At 44.3% G+C, this 20413-nt stretch carries 21 protein-coding genes and 1 riboswitch; of the genes, 9 read left to right on the forward strand and 12 right to left on the reverse strand.

Annotated elements, in window-relative coordinates:
- The first annotated feature begins 11 nt into the window (after window positions 1-11).
- From D0T92_RS03205 to D0T92_RS03215, 3 genes are read left to right on the forward strand one after another with little or no spacing between them, the layout of a single operon-like run.
- Window positions 12-1322, forward strand: coding sequence for a capsule biosynthesis protein (locus D0T92_RS03205; protein WP_151050163.1), 1311 nt, complete (start codon window positions 12-14; stop codon window positions 1320-1322).
- Window positions 1322-2119: an ABC transporter permease gene (locus D0T92_RS03210; RefSeq protein ID WP_151050165.1), complete on the forward strand. Its 798-nt coding sequence runs from the start codon at window positions 1322-1324 to the stop codon at window positions 2117-2119. The genes D0T92_RS03205 and D0T92_RS03210 overlap by 1 nt, the downstream gene beginning before the upstream one ends.
- A complete protein-coding gene (locus D0T92_RS03215; protein WP_151050167.1) occupies window positions 2116-2766 on the forward strand; it encodes an ABC transporter ATP-binding protein in 651 nt (216 codons plus the stop codon). The genes D0T92_RS03210 and D0T92_RS03215 overlap by 4 nt, the downstream gene beginning before the upstream one ends.
- A gap of 139 nt (window positions 2767-2905) precedes the next feature.
- Here the strand turns inward: D0T92_RS03215 and D0T92_RS03220 are convergent, their stop codons facing one another.
- Window positions 2906-3094, reverse strand: coding sequence for a zinc-finger domain-containing protein (locus D0T92_RS03220; RefSeq protein WP_151050169.1), 189 nt, complete (start codon window positions 3092-3094; stop codon window positions 2906-2908).
- Between the two features lie 291 nt (window positions 3095-3385).
- On the opposite strand from D0T92_RS03220, the gene D0T92_RS03225 reads away from it, so the two are divergent.
- Window positions 3386-3865, forward strand: a complete 480-nt coding sequence (locus D0T92_RS03225; protein WP_151050172.1) for an MJ0042-type zinc finger domain-containing protein — start codon at window positions 3386-3388, stop codon at window positions 3863-3865.
- A 1-nt stretch (window position 3866) separates the two neighbouring features.
- A complete protein-coding gene (argA, locus tag D0T92_RS03230; protein WP_151050174.1) occupies window positions 3867-5189 on the forward strand; it encodes an amino-acid N-acetyltransferase in 1323 nt (440 codons plus the stop codon).
- A 117-nt stretch (window positions 5190-5306) separates the two neighbouring features.
- Here the strand turns inward: argA and D0T92_RS03235 are convergent, their stop codons facing one another.
- From D0T92_RS03235 to gltS, 4 genes are all read right to left on the reverse strand, one after another.
- Window positions 5307-5963 (reverse strand): YceI family protein, encoded by a 657-nt coding sequence (locus D0T92_RS03235; protein ID WP_191963662.1) that lies wholly within the window; start codon window positions 5961-5963, stop codon window positions 5307-5309.
- Window positions 5964-6206: 243 nt separating this feature from the next.
- Window positions 6207-8009 carry a DNA helicase RecQ gene (recQ, locus tag D0T92_RS03240; protein ID WP_151050179.1) on the reverse strand — a complete coding sequence of 601 codons (1803 nt, stop codon included), beginning with the start codon at window positions 8007-8009 and terminating at the stop codon, window positions 6207-6209.
- Window positions 8010-8225: 216 nt separating this feature from the next.
- Entirely contained in the window at window positions 8226-9251 is a 1026-nt protein-coding gene (locus tag D0T92_RS03245) for a lysozyme inhibitor LprI family protein (protein ID WP_151050181.1), read from the reverse strand.
- A 98-nt stretch (window positions 9252-9349) separates the two neighbouring features.
- Entirely contained in the window at window positions 9350-10591 is a 1242-nt protein-coding gene (gene gltS, locus D0T92_RS03250) for a sodium/glutamate symporter (RefSeq protein ID WP_151050184.1), read from the reverse strand.
- Between the two features lie 351 nt (window positions 10592-10942).
- Here gltS and truA point away from each other — a divergent pair, with 351 nt between their 5' ends.
- Window positions 10943-11761: a tRNA pseudouridine(38-40) synthase TruA gene (truA, locus tag D0T92_RS03255; protein ID WP_151050186.1), complete on the forward strand. Its 819-nt coding sequence runs from the start codon at window positions 10943-10945 to the stop codon at window positions 11759-11761.
- Between the two features lie 74 nt (window positions 11762-11835).
- Here truA and D0T92_RS03260 read toward each other — a convergent pair whose 3' ends face one another.
- The 7 genes from D0T92_RS03260 to gcvT all read right to left on the reverse strand — a co-directional run bounded on the left by D0T92_RS03260 (window position 11836) and on the right by gcvT (window position 17945).
- The gene (locus D0T92_RS03260; RefSeq protein WP_151050188.1) at window positions 11836-13254 is read right to left on the reverse strand and encodes a sodium:proton antiporter; all 1419 of its coding nucleotides are present in this window, start codon (window positions 13252-13254) and stop codon (window positions 11836-11838) included.
- A 297-nt stretch (window positions 13255-13551) separates the two neighbouring features.
- A complete protein-coding gene (gene gcvH, locus D0T92_RS03265) occupies window positions 13552-13935 on the reverse strand; it encodes a glycine cleavage system protein GcvH (RefSeq protein WP_151050190.1) in 384 nt (127 codons plus the stop codon).
- 35 nt (window positions 13936-13970) lie between these two features.
- A complete protein-coding gene (locus D0T92_RS11500; protein ID WP_225315131.1) occupies window positions 13971-14096 on the reverse strand; it encodes a lipoprotein in 126 nt (41 codons plus the stop codon).
- A 35-nt stretch (window positions 14097-14131) separates the two neighbouring features.
- Complete coding sequence (locus D0T92_RS03270) at window positions 14132-14710, reverse strand: DJ-1/PfpI family protein (protein WP_151050192.1); 579 nt, start codon at window positions 14708-14710, stop codon at window positions 14132-14134.
- A gap of 139 nt (window positions 14711-14849) precedes the next feature.
- Window positions 14850-15332 carry an Ivy family c-type lysozyme inhibitor gene (locus tag D0T92_RS03275; protein WP_151050194.1) on the reverse strand — a complete coding sequence of 161 codons (483 nt, stop codon included), beginning with the start codon at window positions 15330-15332 and terminating at the stop codon, window positions 14850-14852.
- A gap of 200 nt (window positions 15333-15532) precedes the next feature.
- A complete protein-coding gene (locus tag D0T92_RS03280) occupies window positions 15533-16501 on the reverse strand; it encodes a hypothetical protein (RefSeq protein ID WP_151050196.1) in 969 nt (322 codons plus the stop codon).
- Between the two features lie 343 nt (window positions 16502-16844).
- The gene (gcvT, locus tag D0T92_RS03285) at window positions 16845-17945 is read right to left on the reverse strand and encodes a glycine cleavage system aminomethyltransferase GcvT (RefSeq protein ID WP_151050198.1); all 1101 of its coding nucleotides are present in this window, start codon (window positions 17943-17945) and stop codon (window positions 16845-16847) included.
- 145 nt (window positions 17946-18090) lie between these two features.
- A riboswitch (glycine riboswitch) is annotated at window positions 18091-18188 on the reverse strand.
- Between the two features lie 445 nt (window positions 18189-18633).
- Here gcvT and D0T92_RS03290 point away from each other — a divergent pair.
- The 3 genes from D0T92_RS03290 (at window position 18634) to D0T92_RS03300 (ending at window position 20266) form a co-directional block, all read left to right on the forward strand.
- A complete protein-coding gene (locus D0T92_RS03290; protein WP_151050200.1) occupies window positions 18634-19116 on the forward strand; it encodes an Lrp/AsnC family transcriptional regulator in 483 nt (160 codons plus the stop codon).
- Window positions 19117-19260: 144 nt separating this feature from the next.
- Window positions 19261-19863: a DUF1415 domain-containing protein gene (locus D0T92_RS03295; protein WP_151050202.1), complete on the forward strand. Its 603-nt coding sequence runs from the start codon at window positions 19261-19263 to the stop codon at window positions 19861-19863.
- A 40-nt stretch (window positions 19864-19903) separates the two neighbouring features.
- Window positions 19904-20266, forward strand: coding sequence for a YbaN family protein (locus tag D0T92_RS03300; protein ID WP_151050204.1), 363 nt, complete (start codon window positions 19904-19906; stop codon window positions 20264-20266).
- Window positions 20267-20413: the final 147 nt, after the last annotated feature.

Here is a 20413-nt window from a genome sequence, read left to right on the forward strand (position 1 = left end):
GGAAAAGTGCAATGTCTGAACAAAAATTAGGTACGGAAAAAACACAGTCTGAACAAGCTGCGAAAGAACAAGAAGCAGCTAAGGCAAAACAGGCGGCAGAGCAGGCAGCGAAAGAACAGGACGCGGCCAAAGCCAAACAGGCAGCGGAACAGGCGGCAAAAGAGCAGGAAGCGGCTAAAACCAAACAGGCTACAGAACAGGCAGCGAAAGTACAGAAAAAACGTAAGCCTTTTATACGGCGTTTTAGCAAGCTTTTTTGGGTAACGGTGATTATTCCAACGGTATGTTCCACGGTTTATTTTTCTGCATGGGCAGCTGATCGTTATGTATCTGAATCCAGTTTTGTGGTGCGCTCGCAAAGTAATCAGGCTTCAGTGTCCGGGTTGGGTGCTTTGCTGCAAAGTGCAGGTTTGAGCCGTGCTCAAGATGATACCTATACCGTACGCGAGTATATGGGTTCGCGTACCGCTTTGTCTGAATTGGGTAAGTCAATGCCCGTGCGCTCTTATTATGAAACCCAAGGCGATATTTTCAGCCGTTTTAATGGGTTTGGCTGGCGCGATGGTGAAGAGGCGTTTTATCAATATTATAAGGATAAGGTGAAAATTTCTTTTGATCCGATATCAGGCATTTCCGTTTTGGGAGTTGAATCTTTTAATGCTGCTGAGTCGCAGGCGATTAATAGTGCTCTGTTGCGTGCAGGCGAGGATTTGATTAATAAACTGAACGAGCGAGCGCGAAAGGATACGTTGACTCAGGCAGAGCAGAATGTTTCGGTTGCCGAAGAGCGGGTGAAGCAAGCGGCGGAAGATATGGCGGTGTATCGTACTCAAAACGGTATTTTCGATTTGAAGGCCCAATCGGAAGCGAAAATGGGGCTGGTCTCTAAATTGCAGGATGAGTTGATTGTGATTCAAACCCAATTGGATCAGGTGCGGGCGATTGCACCGGAAAACCCGCAAATATCAGGCCTGCAAGCGCGTGAAAGAAGTCTGAAGCGCGAAATCAGGCAGCAGATGCAAATGATTTCCGGCAGTTCGGATAAATCTATTACTGCTCAAGCCGCATCTTACCAACGCGTGTTTCTTGAAAACGAATTGGCGGAAAAGCAGTTGGCAGCGGCTATTGTGTCTTTGGAAAATGCCAAAGCCGAAGCAGAGCGCAAGCAGCTTTATTTAGAGGTAGTTTCCTATCCGAGTAAACCCGATTTGGCATTAAGGCCGCAAAGGCTTTATAACATCATTGCCACTTTGGTTATCGGTTTGATGCTGTATGGCATTATCAGTTTGCTGACTGCAAGTGTGAGAGAGCATAAAAACTGATGAAAACGTTATATGAAACCTCATTAAAAGAGTCTTTGGCTATTCAGAAAAGGGTGATCGGCGCACTACTGATGCGAGAGATTATTACCCGCTACGGGCGCAATAATCTGGGTTTTCTGTGGTTGTTTGTCGAGCCGTTGATGTTGACTTTGCTGATTGTTTTTTTATGGAAGTTTTTGCGAGCCGACAGAATTTCATCTCTAAATATTGTGGCTTTTATATTGACAGGATATCCGATGGCAATGATGTGGCGCAATGCTTCTAACCGTGCCATTGGAGCGATTTCTGCTAATGTTAGCTTGTTATATCACCGCAATGTGCGTGTGTTGGATACGATTATCAGCCGTACATTATTAGAAGTGGCAGGTGCGACAATCGCCCAAATTGCGATTATGGCAGTGTTGATTGCCATACGTTGGGTTGATGTGCCGAATGATATTTTTTATATGCTCTTGGCTTGGTTGCTAATGGCATTGTTCGCATTCGGATTGGGTTTGATTATCTGCTCAATTGCATTTAAATTCGATGCCTTCGGTAAAATTTGGAGTACTTTGAGTTTTATTTTGTTACCGTTATCGGGAGCATTCTTTTTTGTTTCCTCACTGCCTATACAAGCGCAAAAATATGTATTGTGGATACCGATGATTCACGGTACGGAAATGTTTCGACACGGCTATTTCGGCAGCTCGGTGATAACGATGGAAAACCCGTGGTATTTGTTATTGTGTGATTTGGTTTTATTGTTTGTCGGGTTGGCCATGGTGGCTGGATTCAGTAAAGGGGTGGAAGCGCGATGATTTCGGTAGAGCATGTTTCCAAACGGTATAAAACACGTTTCGGCTGGCGTACTGTATTAAAAGACATTCATTTCCAGCTGCAAAAAGGGGAAAAAGTCGGTATTTTGGGTAGAAACGGGGCGGGTAAGTCAACGTTAATCCGCCTGATTAGTGGGGTGGAGCCGCCAAGTGAAGGTGAAATCAAGCGTACGATGAGTATTTCTTGGCCGCTGGCGTTTAGTGGGGCGTTCCAAGGCAGCCTTACAGGTATGGATAATTTACGCTTTATTTGTCGCATTTATAATGTAGATACTGATTATGTGAAAGCGTTTACCGAAGAATTTTCAGAGCTGGGTCAGTATTTATACGAACCGGTCAAAAATTATTCTTCCGGGATGAAAGCGCGGCTGGCGTTTGCTTTGTCTTTGGCGGTGGAATTTGATTGTTATCTGATTGACGAAGTGATTGCGGTAGGGGATTCGCGGTTTTCGGCAAAATGCCGTTATGAGTTATTTGAAAAACGCCAAGACCGTTCGATTATTTTGGTATCGCACAGCCCGAGCGCGATGAAGCAATATTGCGATAATGCCATGGTGTTGGAAGCAGGCAGTCTTTATCAGTTTGAGAATATGGAAGAAGCTTACCGCTATTATAATAATCAGGCTTAAATAGTATGCTTTATTGGCGTAGCTGAATAATGTGTTTCAGACGGCCTGAAATGAAACATTACTAACCAATCCCTTATTGATGATGTTGCCAGTAGCCTATAAAAAAGCAGCATAAATATGCTGCCGTATCCGTTTTATCTTAGTGATGTTTTTTAACTTCGCCTTCTAATTTGTAGATAGTGCCGCAGTAGGGGCATTCGGCCATACCGTTAGACTCAATCGGCAGAAAGACACGCGGATGTCCGTTCCAAGATTCATTAGTTGGGCCCGAACAGTATAAAGGTAGATCGTCAGGCGTAATCACTACGGTGGATTTGGGTTCGTTCATATTTTTTCCTTTATTTATTATTTATCATCACAAGATAAAGCGGATATATATTGGGCCGAATACTTTGGCAATAATGAATAGCTTATATGGTACGTCATGCCCGCATAATTTAAAAGTATAGCGGGAAACTTTCATCACTGTTTTGAGTGTTTTGTTGCTGATTGATACGGGGATAAATAGTTTGATTATCCGATCGGATACGGTATTGAGCCGCTTGCCGTATCCGGCTTCACATGCTGTTTGAAAACACTTAGAATACTTTTTTCATAAATCACTTTTATTATAAATATTATGCCTGTTTGCACCTGCCCACACTGCAAAACCCGGCTTTGGGTTAAAAACACACAGTTTAACGTTGCCCAAGGCTTCGTGGTATGTAGCAAATGCGATGGCCTATTTCAGGCCAGAGGCCACATTACGGCTACGCCGGACGAACCCGAACCTATTGATTTGCCCAATGCTTTAACCGATACTAAGCTGATACATGCGCTTGGCCCTAAAGTTCGGGCTAAAAAAGTGTTGTCAAAAAACGAAATTGCCGAGTTGTTGGATAATATACATTCCGGGGATGAAACCAAACTTTCGGCCGAGTCTTCTCCGATTGAGCAAAAAGTAGAAGTTGTTCCAACACCGCCTGAAGCAGCCGTAACACCGGTCGTGGTACCTGCTGCCGCACAGCCTGCGAAAGAAAGTGTCAATTGGACGTTGGCGACACTGATTGCGCTAACAGTGCTGATTATGCAACTTTTTTACATAATCTTATTAAATTAATATGACTAATGTTGTCGACTTTATCAGTGATTTTCGGGAAGCCGCGCCTTATATCCAATATTTGCGCGGTAAAACGCTGGTGGTCGGCGTGGCCGATAGTTTGCTTTCCGGTGAAACACTCCGAACGCTGGCAACGGATTTAAATCTGATTGCCGGCTTAGGTGTGCGCTTGGTGGTTGTACATGGTTCCCGTACGCAAATCAATGCCTTAGATACCGTTGCCGGCCGTTCGCCGGAATATTACAATGGCCGTCGCATTACTGACGACGATACTTTAATCCATGCAAAGCAGGCTTGCGGTATGATTCGTAGCGATATTGAAGCTGCTTTGTTGACAGGTATCGCTCACACACCTTTCCGCAGCCGCCCGTTAAGTATTGCCGGCGGCAATTTTGTTTCCGCCCGGCCGCTCGGTGTGATAGACGGAATTGATATGTGCCACACCGGTATTGTGCGCAAAGTCGATACTGAAGGTATCCGCAGCCGTCTGAATGACGGGGCTTTGGTGCTAATCAGCCCGATAGGTCATTCACTCAGCGGTAAAACATTCAATTTGAGTATGGGCGATATTGCCGAAGCGGCGGCGATTGCGTTGCAGGCGGAAAAACTGGTATACCTAATTGAAGAAGAAGGCATTATTGATGCGCAGGGCGAGGTATGGAGCAACCTTTCCGCACAAGAAGCCCGCACCTTACTCGATAATCAAACAGTTTCCCCAGAGCAGCGCAGATTGTTGCAATCTGCTGTGAATGCGGTGGAAAATGGTATTAAGCGTACTCAGATTCTCAGCGGCCGTAAAAATGGCAGCCTGATTGCGGAATTGTTTACCCGTCACGGGGTGGGCACTTCTATTGCACTGGATGCGTTTATGCATATTCGTGAGGCGCAAATCGGCGATATTCCGGAAATTACTAATCTGATACGCCCGCTTGAAGAACAGGGGGTTCTGTTGCGCCGCAGCCGGGAATATTTGGAAAACCATATCGGTGAGTTTTCGGTTTTGGAGCATGATAATCAGATTTACGGTTGCGTCGCCCTGAAAACCTTTCCTGATAGCGATGCGGGGGAGTTGGCCTGTTTGGTGGTGTTGCCTGAAGCGCGAGACAGCGGCTATGGGGAACGCCTGCTCGAACACTTGATTCATCAGGCACGCAAACGCCATATCCTCCGCCTGTTTGCTTTATCAACCCATACCGGGGAATGGTTTATCGAACGTGGTTTTCAGACGGCCTCTTCCGAAGAATTACCTGCGGGTAGGTTGAGTGAGTATCTTGAAAGCAAGCGCCGTTCTAAAGTATTTGTTTATCATATTAAACCTGAGTAGTATTTGAGAATTATTTTTATAAACTCAATAACAAGGCCGTCTGAAATTATTTCAGACGGCCTTGTTTATAATAAACCCGACTTCTACATCATTGCCGTAGATAGCGGCTTAATCCGATTATTCCGCCGAGCGTTTAAATTCAGCACTGAAGCTGACCGGAACTTGTTCAACAATGGAAGACAAGCCCATTACTTCTACCAGTTTGGCCACACCTTGAACCATATCCATTTTTTTCACATCCAATAATACAGGTGCTAAGGTATTCACTGAGATGCTGTCTGCGCTATTGCGTTGAACAGATAAATCGGCCTCAATATCTAGTTTTTGGCCGTGAATATTTAAACTTAGTGGCTGTTTCAGATGTAGGGATTCGCCTACTTCCAGCATATTGACTGCGTTTGGATCTAATTTACCGCTAATTTCTGCTTGTGGGAATTGGGCAATTTCAAAAACCCAATCTTTTAAACGTTGGTCGCGTATATCAATATTGGTTTTTACACTGGATAAGTCCACATTCATGGTGAAATTGCCTTCTTTATCCAAGCGGGCGGTAGAAGTGGTAAAAGATGATTGTTCGGTGATGCTATTGAGTTGTTTGTTGATTTTGCTGCTTAAAAAGATAACTTGGCTGTTTTCTGCTGTCCATGCCGCAGCGTCATGGGGAACTTGTTGAGCGGCAACAGGTGCATTTTCAGCTTGGTTGGTATTGGCTTGGTCGGGGGCACAAGCTGCCAATGCAAAAACAGTCATAATAGCGGCAATACTTTTTTTCATGATAATTTCCTTTTATTGAGAATATAAGAGTAAAAAAATTTCAATGATTATGTAAAAAAGATACGAGTATTATTAATGACGATTTAAAAGGTAATTTCTAACAAATTTTTGAAAAATATTTATAATATTTTGTTTAATAAGAATATTAAATTGAAATAAAATGATAATACCGAACTATTAAATTGGGCATTATTTATATCTTATTAAAAGGCTTGGATATTTTAGATGGCTTGATGATGGCGTTTATGTGCCTTCTGCAAACTCGGAACAAATTCCCAAGACTTCGTCACCAAACTGCTTGATTTTAGCGTCGCCCATGCCGTAGATATGGTGTAAGTCGGCATGGCTGTGCGGCATGTTTTCCACAATTTCCCTAAGCGTGCGGTCACCGAAAATGACATAAGCGGGCACGTTATCATCGTCTGCCCGTTGTTTACGCCAGCTTCTCAGCGCTTGCCAGATACGTTCTTCGCGTTCGGTACGCAGCCATGCTTCTTGCGGTTTTTGGGTGGCGGCTTTGTCGCGTTTGAGTGGTCGCAGCCAAACTTGGGCATCGCCTTTGAGTACTTTTTTGGCTGCTTCGGTGAGTTGCAGCGATTGGTGAAGTAGTGGATTAACGGTCAGATAGCCGAGGCTGATGCATTGACGGATGATGCCGCGCCATTCTTTGTCGGTAAAATTATCGCCGATACCGAAAGTGGATAAACGCTGATGACCGTTGCGGATAATCCAATCATCATTTTTACCTTTGAGTACATTAATCACATAGCCGGTGGCAAATTGCTGGCCGACGCGGTAAATGCAGCTTAATAGTTTTTGTACCGGTATGGTGCCGTCAAAACGGGTAGGGGGATGCAGGCAGTTGTCGCAATGGCCGCAGGGTTCGCTGTCTTCACCGAAATGTTTGAGCAGCAATACGCGGCGGCATTCGGCGGTTTCGCAAACGGCCAGCATGGCATCGAGTTTTTGCAGTTCGACCTGTTTTTGTGCTTCGTCGCTGTTGCCGGTTTGAATGCGCTCGCGTAGTAATACCCAATCGTTCAGGCCGTAACATAGCCAACTGGCGGCGGGTAGGCCGTCGCGTCCGGCTCGGCCGGATTCCTGATAAAAATGCTCTACGCTTTGCGGCATATCAAGGTGGGCGACAAAACGCACATCGGGCTTGTCGATACCCATGCCGAACGCCACGGTGGCAACAACAATTACGCCGTCTTCACGGGTGAAACGTTGCTGGTTGGCTTCGCGAATGTCCATACTCAGGCCGGCATGATAGGGAATGGCATCCAAACCGTGTTCACATAAAAAACGGGCGGTATCTTCCACTTTTTTACGGCTCAGACAATAAACAATGCCGCTTTGTCCGGCCATCTGTTTCATAATGAAATCAAGCAGCTGTTTTTTGCCGTTGTTTTTTTCAATGACTTGATAATAGATATTGGGGCGGTCGAAACCGGCCACAAATTCGGCGGCATCTTCCAAGTGCAGATGGTGCTTGATATCGGCACGGGTGGCGGCATCGGCGGTGGCTGTGAGCGCAATGCGGGGTACATTCGGATAGCGGTTGGCAAGGATGCCGAGCTGTTGGTATTCCGGGCGGAAATCGTGCCCCCACTGGCTCACGCAATGGGCTTCGTCGATGGCAAACAGGCTTAAAGTATGTTGGTCGAGAAAACGCAGGAAGCGTTCGGTAACCAAACGTTCTGGTGCGACATAAAGCAGTTTCAGACGGCCTGTTTGAATATCGTCGGCAATTTGTCTGGCTTCGTCCGGCGTTGTACTACTGTGTACGCATGCAGCGGGCACGCCGGCGGCGTGGAGTGCGGCAACTTGATCGTTCATTAAGGCAATCAGCGGCGATACAACGATGGCTACCCCTTCGCGCATTAGGGCGGGAATCTGATAACAGAGTGATTTGCCGCCGCCGGTCGGCATCAATACCAATAAGCTTTGGCCGCCTGCCAGTGTCTCCACAATTTCGGCTTGGCTGCCGCGAAATTCGGGATAGCCGAAAACATCATGCAGAATCTGGTGGGCGGATGGGGGCATCGGGGGGCGTCCGTATCGGGGAAAATGGGAAATGTGTATTTTAGCGTTTTTTCGGTATGTCTGCCGAAATGAGGGTGATAGAAGTAGGAAGAGGTAGTACTGATAATATATATGAGCTGGTTTGACTAGGTTTTTTTATGACGTTTTTACGATAACTTTTTAAATAGGCCGTCTGAAAGGTTTCAGACGGCCTATATTATAAGCTGAAGGAGTAAATCAGTTAATGGTATAACCGCGTAAATATTGGCTGCGCTCGCGGGTCATGCGGGTGTCGCATTGAAGGCGTAAATATTCTGCCTGTAAGTTGCTATCGGCTTGGGCAGCAGCTTGGCGGCAATGATTGTCTTTACTTTGAATCCAGCTGCGCTGTTCGTTGAGCAGTTCTTTTTGAACATTTTGATCAATACTGCGCCATATTCTGTTGATTTCGTTATTGGCCGCCTGATTGTTGCCTTGAGCCTGCTCCAATTCATTGGCGGAAAACGTAATCTCATTACGGCGGGATTCGGGGCTCAATATTTCGGGTGATGAGGCGGCATTGGCCGATTCATCGAAGACATTACTGGCGGCATTGTTTTCTAAAATATCTTCGGGATCGGCTAATGGCGGATCATCATAAGCTTCTTTGCTCATATTGAGCGCATCTTCACGTTTTACAGCCTTGCCATCGATAATCAAAATATTTTTCACGCCATACGGGAGCAGAGCGGAACTGATGTTTTGAGCCATCACGGTCACGGCATTGTCTTCATAATCCACGGAAGCAGTATTGGTGGAAATTTCTGGGGTGTAGCTGATTTTTTGCGTGAATGCACCTTGATTGTAGTTAAGATTGCTGCCTTGAATACGCTCCTGTATCAGTTGGCCGATGGTTTTGCCACTGCCGTAAATCAACGGGCTGTTGGTTTCGGCCATAGTGAGAATATTGCTCGGAATTTTGATGGTTAAATCAGCACCGCAAATCGGGCTGCCGCTTTGATTATCTTGGGCGGCATTCTCCAATGAGATTTCCAATTGGGTGGCGGCAGCAATCACTTTATCGGCATCGATAAACTGGCGGCTGTCATTGCGGGCAAAGGATTGCGCTTCTTCTTTAATAATGTCTTGGACATTGGTGCGGATATTCTGGGCGACGGCCGGGTTGCTACAGGCCAGTTCGGGGGTGTTTTGTTTAGGCGCATCTTCACTGCAGGCTGCAAGAGAGGCTGCTATGATAGATAAAGTGAGTAGTTTTTTATACATTGTTGTCCTTATGGGTAGGAATGGTTTTCAGACGGCATCATAACAAAAGCACCGACAACAGTTAATATGTTGCCGGTGCTTTTTATTTTGCTTGCATTTTATTGGATGAAATTTACAAAAACGGTGAGAATGGTGGCATTAACTATATCAACGAAAAACGCACCTACCATCGGCACAATTAAGAAGGCTTTGTGGGAAGGGCCGAAGCGTTCAGTAACCGATTGCATATTGGCAATCGCCGTAGGGGTCGCACCCATACCAAAGCCGCAGTGACCGCCGGCGAGCACGGCTGCATCGTAATTGCGTCCCATCAATACATAAGTCACAAAAGTTGCATAAAGCACCATCACCACAACTTGTACGATAAGGATAATGGTAACAGGGCCTGCCAAACCGGCAAGATCCCATAATTTCAGGCTCAATAGTGCTATCGCCAAAAATATCGACAGCGAAGCATTGCCGAATACATCAATGGCACGGTCGAACATATTGAATTTGAATACGAATGTTAGAATATTGCGTAAAATCACGCCGCCGCCCAATGCCCATACGAATTTAGGCAGATTGAATAAATATTCTTCGTCGATACCGTCCATGATTTCTGCAAAGGCCAAACATGCGGCAAACATGGCGATGGTTTCAATGGCTGAGCTAGCGGTAATCAGGCGGGTTTGTTCGGGATGTTCGAATACGTCGCCTGCACTTTTTTCCGGATCATCATCGCTATAACCGGCTGCCTGTGCTTTTATTGTTTCTGCATCTAAAGGCTTGAGCCCCATTCTGTTAATCAAACGACGGGCAACGGGGCCGCCAATCAAGCCGCCGGCAACCAAGCCGAAGGTGGCGCTGGCTATACCTAAACCGGTAGCGCCGGTCAAACCATATTCCTGTTCGAAAATCGGCCCCCATGCGCCTGCTGTACCATGACCGCCGGTAAGGGTGACCGAACCTGTCATCAGGCCGATTAAGGGGTTTTCACCCAAGGCAGTCGCAATACCTACGCCGACGGCATCTTGGATAAAGATAAAGAAGCTGACAATGGCAGTAAATAAAACCAAAGGCACCCCACCGGCTTTCAAGCGTGAAAAGTCGGCACTCAAGCCGATAGAGATAAAGAAAATCAACATAAAGGTATCTTGCAACGGCTTTTCAAATGTAAAGACCACCCCGTAAGCCGCATGCAGGGCATACAGTATAGCGGCGGCAACCAACCCGCCTGCTACCGGCTCGGGAATATTGAAGTTTTGCAAAAATTTGATTTTGTTGACCAACAGTTTGCCCACTAACAAAACGATCGTGGCGGCAATCAGGGTGTAATAACTGTTAAAGACCCATTCCATAATTTCTTCTTTCTGAGGATAAAGCAGTCAAAATAAAAGACGGCGGCAAACACCGTTAGGGAATTGGATATTAGGATAATGGTTAAAGTTTGTCAAAACGTGTTTTTATTATGGGGTGGTAATGTGTTTTAATCGTATGTTTTTATAAATAAAGGTTATTTTGTAAGTATATTGTTTTGTAATCATTTATGCGGTCGGAAGTAGGTAAATTATTTCAGACGGCTTTTATAAAATGTTCAAAATTATTGATTGCCACTATAGGAAAAATCCTTTTATCTGTTGCCGGTTATTTGATTATATAATCGCTCATTTGTGTGTCGGCAAAAGCCGATTAATCCTGATTGAGGTGCTATGTTTTCCGATATATCTGCCGACAACCGCTTACCGCTGCAACGTTGGGCATTGATATTGTCTTACGATGGCAGCGGGTTTCACGGCTGGCAGAAGCAGGCGGATGCCGCTACCGTGCAAGAAACATTGGAATCCGCGCTGGCGCAAATAGCAGGCGAACCGATTCATACCGTTGTGGCGGGGCGAACCGATGCGGGCGTGCATGCTACGGCACAAGTGGTTCATTTCGATACAGTCGTAAAACGCCCGTCTCAGGCGTGGATAAGGGGAGTAAATGCATTTTTGCCACCGACTGTGGCGGTGTGGCATGCTCAAGCGGTAGCACCGCGTTTTCATGCCCGTTTTGATGCTTATGGGCGCCGCTACCGTTATGTATTGTCTTCATCGGCTGTTCGTAATCCGTTGTTGGCGGGTAAAGCAGGGTGGGTGCACTACGGCTTGGATATGCAAAAAATGCGGCAGGCGGCGGCTTTGTTAATCGGACGGCACGATTTCTCAAGTTTCAGAGCTTCCGAATGTCAGGCTAAATCACCGGTTAAGACGATTTACAGTGCCGAATTAAACGGAACGCCCGAGTTAATGACGCTCGACCTACACGGCAATGCGTTTCTTCACCACATGGTGCGCAATATTATGGGCGCGCTGGTATATGTAGGCAGCGACCGTTTGAGTGTTGAGGGGTTTGCCGAGCTGATGGCCGCGCGCAACCGTCAATATGCACCGCCGACATTAATGCCGGATGGTTTATATCTGACCGGTGTAGATTATCCGCCGGAATGGGGCGTGGCAACACCACCTGTTCCGTCATGGTTATGGTGAAGTTGATAGATTAAAAAGCCGTCTGAATATGTTCAGACGGCTTTTTAACTTAAATGCATACTTTATTTATAAATTTATAACAGCTGCCAAATAAAGAAAATAAAAGTATGGATGATAAACAGCGGCACTAAAATACCAAACGACCAAGCCATATAGCCGAAGAAGCTCGGCATCGGTACTTTACGTTGTTCGGCAATGGCTTTCACCATAAAGTTTGGCGCATTCCCGATATAGCTTAAAGCACCCATAAAAACCGAACCCATAGATACAGCCAGTAAAGTATGGAAAAGATGGCCGGTCATTAAAGATTGGGCATCGCCGCCTGCCATATTGAAGAAAACCAAATAAGTCGGTGCATTATCTAAGAAGGCAGAGAGAATACCGGTCATCCAGAAATACATGGCGTTAATCGGTTCTCCTGCATTATTGTGTACCAACGCAATCAAGGCGGAAAAAGCACCGGCTTCACCTGCCTGCAAAATTGCAATAACAGGAGTGATGGTAATAAAAATACCTAAAAACAATTTGCCTACTTCCAAAATCGGATCCCAGTTGAATTCGTTACCGGCACGAACCTGTTTGGGCGTGATGGCTAGAGAAATCAAAGCAAATACCAATAGCAGAATATCACGCAGCAAATTGGGCAATAAATAATGCGTACCTAAAACATCAATACCCGGGTGATCGGGTTTCCACAAGCCGGACATCAATACTGAAGCAACCACACCGGCCAACAATAGGAAGTTCCATTTGCCGAAAATCCGCAAAGGGCTGTCGGGTGAGGGGTCTTCATCAGCGATTTCGTCTTCTTTTGTAAAAAAATAGCGATCAATAAAGTAAAACACGGTCAACAAGCAGGCAGAACTCAATAATACCGGTACCATCATGTGTTGAACGGTCCAAGCAAAGTCTACCCCTTTTAAGAAGCCTAAAAACAGCGGAGGGTCACCTAAAGGAGTAAGCCCGCCACCGATATTGGCCACTAAGAAAATAAAGAAAACAACCACATGAACTTTATGTTTGCGGTTATCGTTGGCTTTCAGAATCGGGCGTATCAATAGCATAGCAGCACCGGTCGTGCCCATAATAGAGGCCAAAACCGTACCGATAGCCAGAATAATCGTATTCATACGCGGGCTACCGTGTAGATTACCCCATACCAAAATACCGCCCGAAATTGTATAGAGCGCAAAGAGCAGTATGATAAACGGGATATATTCTGCAATCATGGCATGGGCAACGGTATGGACAGCTTCACCAAAACCAAACACCATCACAAACGGAATCAGAAACAACAATGTCCAAATGGCCGTAATTTTACCGAAGTGGTGATGCCAGGTATGTGAAAACAGTAACGGGCCGGTGGCAATAGAAAGCAAGATTAATACAAACGGCATGCCCCATAAGAGGCTTAAAGTAGCACCGTCTAACGAGGCTGCCATGGCCGGAACCGGCGCAAGCAGCAGAGGAAGTAGGGCGGCAGAAAGTCGCATTGTGGTTCCTTATGGTGGAGGGTCGTTGAAATATACGGCAAACGACATTGCCGCGCACGGCCGAAACCTAAGGCTTCGTAAAACTTAGAAATTGTAAATGAAAGGCGGCGATGTGTCAGCTTTTATGGTGGTACCTTATAAGGGGGTATCCTAACTTAAATTTCTGTAAACAATACCTTAGCATTATTTGTAAAGTTAATTGTCATATATATTGTATAGGTTAAACAGATATTTTCGTGTCAAAAAAAGCCGTCTGAAACATTCAGACGGCCTTGTTAAATATAATTAGATAGTCGGTTAACCGATTTCAGCAGCATATTGTTCTGCTGTCAGCAAACCATCCAAATCGGCAGCGTTGGCCGGTTTGATTTTGAAAAACCAACCTGCTTCATAAGGCTCGCTGTTGGCAGTTTCCGGCGCATCAACCAATGCTTCGTTAATAGCAACCACTTCACCGGCAATCGGTGCGTAAACATCGGAAGCAGCTTTAACCGATTCCACCACACCGGCTTGCTCTTCGGCGGCTAAAGTGGCACCGACTTCCGGTAATTCGATAAATACAATATCACCCAACAATTCTTGTGCATGATGAGTAATGCCGACGGTTACCGTGCCGTCTGATTCAGGGCGCAGCCATTCGTGGCTGGATACGTATTTCAATTCTGAAGGGATGTTGCTCATGGTTTGTTCTCCATTGGTTAAAGGGTAAAGTTGCCTTACTTTTCACACTGCTTGGTGGTTTCATTGTAATGCCCGCCCTGATCCAAACAGGTATCTTTGGCACCACAACCGGATAGAATCACTGCAGATAATAAGGCAAAAATAAATGTAATACGGTTCATTTTCATTCGTTTTCTATTCAAAATCGGCACAAATATCAAATACTGATTTTCGCACCCAGTAGCTTCACAAACTGAGCCAGCCATGCAGGATGGGCAGGCCATGCAGGTGCGGTGACCAAATGGCCGTCGGTAATGGCATCGGTCACAGCTATATCGGCATATTCACCACCTGCAGCACGCACTTCGGGTGAACAGGCAGGATAAGCGGAGCAGCGTTTACCACGCAATATATCTGCGGCAGCAAGCAATTGCGCGCCATGGCATACGGCGGCAATCGGTTTCTTCGCCGCATCAAATTCACGGATAATTTCCAGCACGCGAGGATTGAGGCGCAGATATTCGGGTGCGCGCCCTCCCGGGATTACCAGGCCGGCATAATCGGCGGTTTGCACTGCCGAAAAATCATAATTCAGCGCAAAATTATGGCCGCGCTTTTCACTATAGGTTTGCTCGCCTTCAAAATCATGTATTGCCGTGGCGACTTTATCCCCTGATTTTTTATCCGGACAAACGGCGTGCACTTCATAACCCAATCCCAATAAAAATTGAAACGGCACCATGGTTTCATAATCTTCGCCATAATCGCCGGCCAGCAGCAAGATTTTTTTACTCATGATGACTCTCCTTATCCTTAATAAAATAAATAGAATGGATTGAATTGATGCTTTTCAGGTTTCAGACGGCCTCTTTATTTATAATCAATGATAGGCCGTCTGGGTGCGTGCAAAACATGATAAATGGAATAAGTGGCGATTAATGACCGAAATTCTTTTTCCATGCATCAAAGTAACGGCGTTCAAGCGTTGTGGGATGGCCATACATCTTTTCCATTTTACGCCCGTTGGCTACATTGCCCTTAGGTAGTGCATAAAGTTGCAAGGCCATGACTTTCTTTTTGTTCATTAAAACCAAAATATCATAATCCCCGCCACAGAAATGTGGTTTACAGGCTTCCATTTTGTAATAAGTTTCATTACCCACTTTGGCTATGATAGCAGGAGAAGTTGTTCCACCGCTTTTCAGCCATGAAAAGTTAGGGTCTTTTTTATTTGGCACTTTATCCCAAACCGTCTTTTTCCATAAATTGGCATAAGGCTGTTTTTTCAGTAAATCAAATAAATAAACAGGTTTTTCAGCAGTTTCTTGTTGCTTCGGAGCGGAGGCCTGATGGGGAGCTGCGTAAAGAAGACCGGGCAAAGCCAAGAGCAGGCTGACGGCAATCCATTCTTTTTTCATAATACTTCTCCTTGCTTGGCATAGAGTTAGGAAAATTTTCCAAGATATCTTATCATTTTTTGGCGGATGCCGGATTTTATGATGTAAGACTTTCAGACGGCCTGATAAGTTTAGAGCCGTTTGAAATATTTCAATCACCAAAATAGAGATAATAACAATGATTTTTTAATTATATAGTTATTTTAATTATTATTCCTACCTTATTTCCATTGATAGGAAATGTATTGACTATCTAAGCCCTGTAGGTTTTGGCTGTTAATCACCAAACACTGTTTGGCCATCTCTTTATTGTCTATTTCTTTATTTTTTTCAGCGTTGTCAAATTTTACCTGTTCGGGGCAGAAAATTTTTATATCACCAAAATTCCATGCCATATAACCATATAGCGCATTTGGCCTTTCGTCCGCTTCTGTGCCACATTTCTTGGTTTTTTTATCTGCTTCTTCAGCTGAACATGCAAAATTTTTTTTGAGCTTTTTTAAATCAAACTGATTGATTCCGTTGACTTCTTTTGAATCATTAGACTGTCGGAAATTATTGTACAATAAATACCAGCTTGAATTATTAGGTAATTCGATAAAACCTAGAGGGTAAAGTAGTCTTTGTGGGAAGTTTGCAGTAAACATTGCTAAAATAAACAAATAAATAAAAGCAATTATCAACGGAGGAGTAAAAGCTATATATCCATTCAGCTTAACTTGGCCGGAAAGTATTAAAAAATATGCAAACCATGTGTTTATTATCATTGTGGCAATTGAAATAGCAAGTCCGATCCACAGCTTTACTTCACCATCAACCCATTCGGCATAGAAAGGTAAGAAAATAAGAAATATAGAAAATAAGTTTGAAATAGATACTATGAAAATAGTAAGGCCTAAATCTATTCCTATGCTCAAAGAAAATTTATTTTTCCATTTAATTGGGTCTGTATTTGGAATTTTAGGTTGGCTTTTTTTATTAAGAAAATACCAAAAAATGCCATAGGCTATAGTTGGTACAAATATACTTAAATAAACTAAAATATTTAATATGTTACTAATTATAGGTTTTATTTCCGAACCACTAGCACAATAAAGCATGATTATAATGACAATACTGACAATAATGGAAAAGTATGAAGAAGTAAAAAAAATAGTCTTTTTTTTCAAAAAAACATTTGCTTTCTTCATATCCCATGCTAATTTATAAGGGATAGCAAAAGTAGAAAAAAATATAAGTATCAAGAAAGCACATATTAATAAAATTAATATAAAAATCGATGGCTGATTGATTATGTTGATAAAAAAGTTTTTCTGGTTAATAAAATTTAAATAGAAGTAGGTAATGGTTGAGCCAAAAACTGTACTTGTTACCGTTATTATGGGTACTAATTTATTTATGAGGTTCAAATAATTATTGATGAGCTTGTACATAATTATTATTCTAAAATAAAACCTATATTATTTTTTAATTTTATTTATTCAGACGGCTTCATGGTAATGATTGCTATGAAGCCGTCTGAAAAAACTCGTATCAATCAAACTGCTTCTTGCCATTACGCACAAACGGCAGCTTTAATACACGTACTTCCACTTCTTTGCCGCGCATAAGCACTTTGGCCGTGTCACCGCTAAAGGCTTTCGGAACGCGGGCGATGGCGATGGATTGTTTTAAGCTGGGTGAGAAAACGCCGCTGGTGGTGATGCCTTTGCCTTGATCGGTAATCACTTCCATGTGATCACGCAATACGCCGCCTTTGGCGAGCAATAGGCCGACTTGTTTTACGTCTACGCCTTTTTCTTTTAAGGCAATCAGAGGGGCTTTGCCGACAAAATCGCGGGTTTCGTCTTTTAAATCAACCGTCCAACCCATACCGGCCTGAAGCGGGCTGGTGTCGTCGTCCATATCGTTGCCGTAGAGGTTCATGCCGGCTTCCATGCGCAGGGTATCGCGTGCACCTAAACCGCAAGGCTGTACGCCAACCGCTTGCAGGGCTTTGAAAAAGGCAGTGGTTTCGGTTGCAGGCAGCATCACTTCTACACCGTCTTCGCCGGTATAGCCGGTGCGTGCTACAAACCAATCATTACCGAGATCAGCACCTTGGAATACGGCCAGATTGTTCACGGTTTCCGCCCATTCGGGTTTGACTTTTAGCAGCTTGGCAATGGCATTGGGGCCTTGTACGGCCAGCATGGCCAGATCATAGCGCGGGTTGAGACTGATACCGAATTCGGTGCCGATTTTGGCAAACTGAGCCGAATCTTTTTCACGGGTTGCGCCGTTGGATACGATGCGGTATTGAGTTTCAGCTTCATTGGCGCGGTAAACGATTAAGTCGTCTATCACACCGCCGTTGTCGTTGAGCATGGCAGAGTAGAGGGCTTTGCCGACAAAACCGAGTTTGTTGACATCATTGGCCAGCAGTTTGCGGAAAAAGGCTTTAGCCTTGTCACCGCGCACATCGGTAATCAGCATGTGGGATACGTCAAACATACCGGCATCGGTGCGTACGGCTTCGTGTTCTTGGATTTGCGAGCCGTAGTTAACCGGCAGATGCCAACCGGCAAAATCGACAAGTTTGCCGCCGGCTTCTTGATGGGCTTGATAAAACGGGGTGGTTTTCAGGGTGGTCATGTCTCGGTTTCTCCATAGATAAAGGGCGGCGTTTTTCGTCCGCAGCCCTATCTGTCCTTGAACCTGAGATTTTCGATATACCGAAAAATGTATCGGTGATCTTTTCCCCTTCGGTGGGCGCAGCCGCGCCGCTCTCCAGATGTGTTTGATTCGTGCAGTCCTTTTACCTGAGCGATTTAAGGGTTTCTGCGCCTTCGGTGGCCTTGCCGCATGGGCATTGAGGCTCTCTCCTGCACGTTTTGGAATTATGGCGGCAATTGTGCGTTCGGGCAAGTATTGCGGTGTAGGGAGTAATGTTTATTTTATGGCAGTTAAATTTGTTAGTTATAACAATACAACAGATGAGTGTGAATATTGTATTTTATTGAAATGAAAAGAGCGTTTGCAGGCTTGGGTTGGAGAGGGGATATTTTTCAGACGGCTAATTAGCTAATAGACAAGCCAATTTATAGAAAAATAAATTTATATTTTTATAATAAACAATTTGTTATCGTTTTCTGTTGTCTGTGTGTCGGTTTTTTTCCTGTTATTGTAAAAACAATATATAGCTGAAAATTGTTTAGATTGTCACAGATTATCTTAATAAAATATGTTTTTTAAGCCATTGTGCGTTAAGTTAAATTATTTTATATTAAGGTATAATTGAAGCAGAGGTCGTTCATATCAATAAGAAAAAGGTAAAAAAAGTATGGCACAAATCACTTTAGATAAAACCGATTTAAAAATTTTACAGGTATTGCAGGAAAATGGCCGCCTGACTAATGTCGAGCTTTCCGAGCGCGTAGCATTATCGCCGTCTCCCTGTTTGCGCCGTTTAAAGCAATTGGAAGATGCGGGCATTATCCGCCAATATGCGGCTTTATTGGCACCTGTTTCGGTTCATCTTGGCTTGCAGGCATTTATCCGGGTTTCTATTGATAAAGCCATAGAAGCGCGTAATGATTTTTCAGAGGCGGTACAAAACTGGCCGGAAGTATTGAGTTGTTTTGCGCTCACCGGTGAAACCGATTATCTGCTGCATGCGTTTTTTACTGATATGAATGCTTTTTCGCATTTTGTGTTGGATACCCTGCTGTCCCATCCGGGTGTGCAAGATGCAAAATCCAGCTTTGTTTTAAAAGAAATTAAAAATACTACAGCGTTGCCGCTGGGGCATTTGCAGCAAGATTAAATCCGATAAGGCTATTACATATCTTGAAACAGGCCGTCTGAAATTGTTTCAGACGGCCTGTGTGCTTATGGCATGTTTGTGGTTGGTTTCATTGTAGTTAAAAAACTTTATAATACTCCGTCTTTTATATAGAGCAACTTTAAAATGCTTCCTGAAATACCTGATGATAAAACGATTGTCAGCCAAACAAAAGAATGGCTTGAAAAAGCCGTGATTGGTTTGAACCTATGTCCGTTTGCCAAAGCCCCCTATGTTAAAGATTTGGTACGCATCGAAGTGAGCCATGCTAAGCATTTGGATGGTTTTTTAGAAGATCTGGATAGAGAATTACAACTGTTGGGCAATACGCCGCCGGAGGAAATTGAAACAAGCTTATTGATCCATCCGGCTTTATTCGGCGACTTTTTCTTATTTAACGATATGCTGGTTCTTGCCGATCAGGCCATACAAGATAATGGTTTGGAAGGTGTGATTCAGATTGCGCCATTTCATCCTGATTTTCAATTTGAGGGAACCGATGCCGACGATATTACCAACTATACCAACCGCTCGCCTTATCCGACGCTACATCTGATTCGAGAAGACAGCATTAGCAAAGCGGCTGAAGCTTTTCCTGATGCGGAAGCGGTTTTCGGTAGAAATATGGCACTACTCACCGAAATGGGGAAAGAGGGTTGGGATAAGCTGGGTATACCGGGTTGCCCTATGCATCATAGTGCTACACATTCCGAAGAAGATAAATCCTAAATCCAATAAATATTTGAATTTCAATAATAAAAGGGAAAACATGATTTTACGTTCATTATTTTGGTTGTTTGGTGCGATTGCTCTCTTATTGGGCATTATCGGTATTTTTTTACCGATATTGCCAACCACGCCGTTTGTTATTTTGGCAGCAGCCTGTTGGGCGCGGGCATCGCCCCGTTTTCATCGTTGGCTGCACCAACACCGCTTTTTCGGCCCGATGGTGCAAAACTGGGAAGAGCGCCGTGCCGTTCCCCGTCGGGCAAAATATTTTGCCTTCTCAATGATGGCGCTTTCTTGCAGTTGGATGTTTTACCGATTCCCCGAAAGATGGTGGGTGGCCGCGATAACTTCAGTATTCTGTTTCTGTGTTGCCGTATGGATGTGGCGTCTGCCGGATGCGTAGGTTTATTTAAGCATGTGGCTTCCCCTTTCAGGCGGCTTGTCTTTAAAATGAATAAATTTCTTTAAAAGAATCAAAATATAGAAATTAAATTCATGCGGAAAAGAATATTTTTCACATTTAAAATCTGATGATTGTTTGGTCTTTAAA

It is taken from the genome of Neisseria zalophi (genome assembly GCF_008807015.1).
Taxonomy (GTDB): Bacteria; Pseudomonadota; Gammaproteobacteria; order Burkholderiales; family Neisseriaceae; genus Neisseria; species Neisseria zalophi.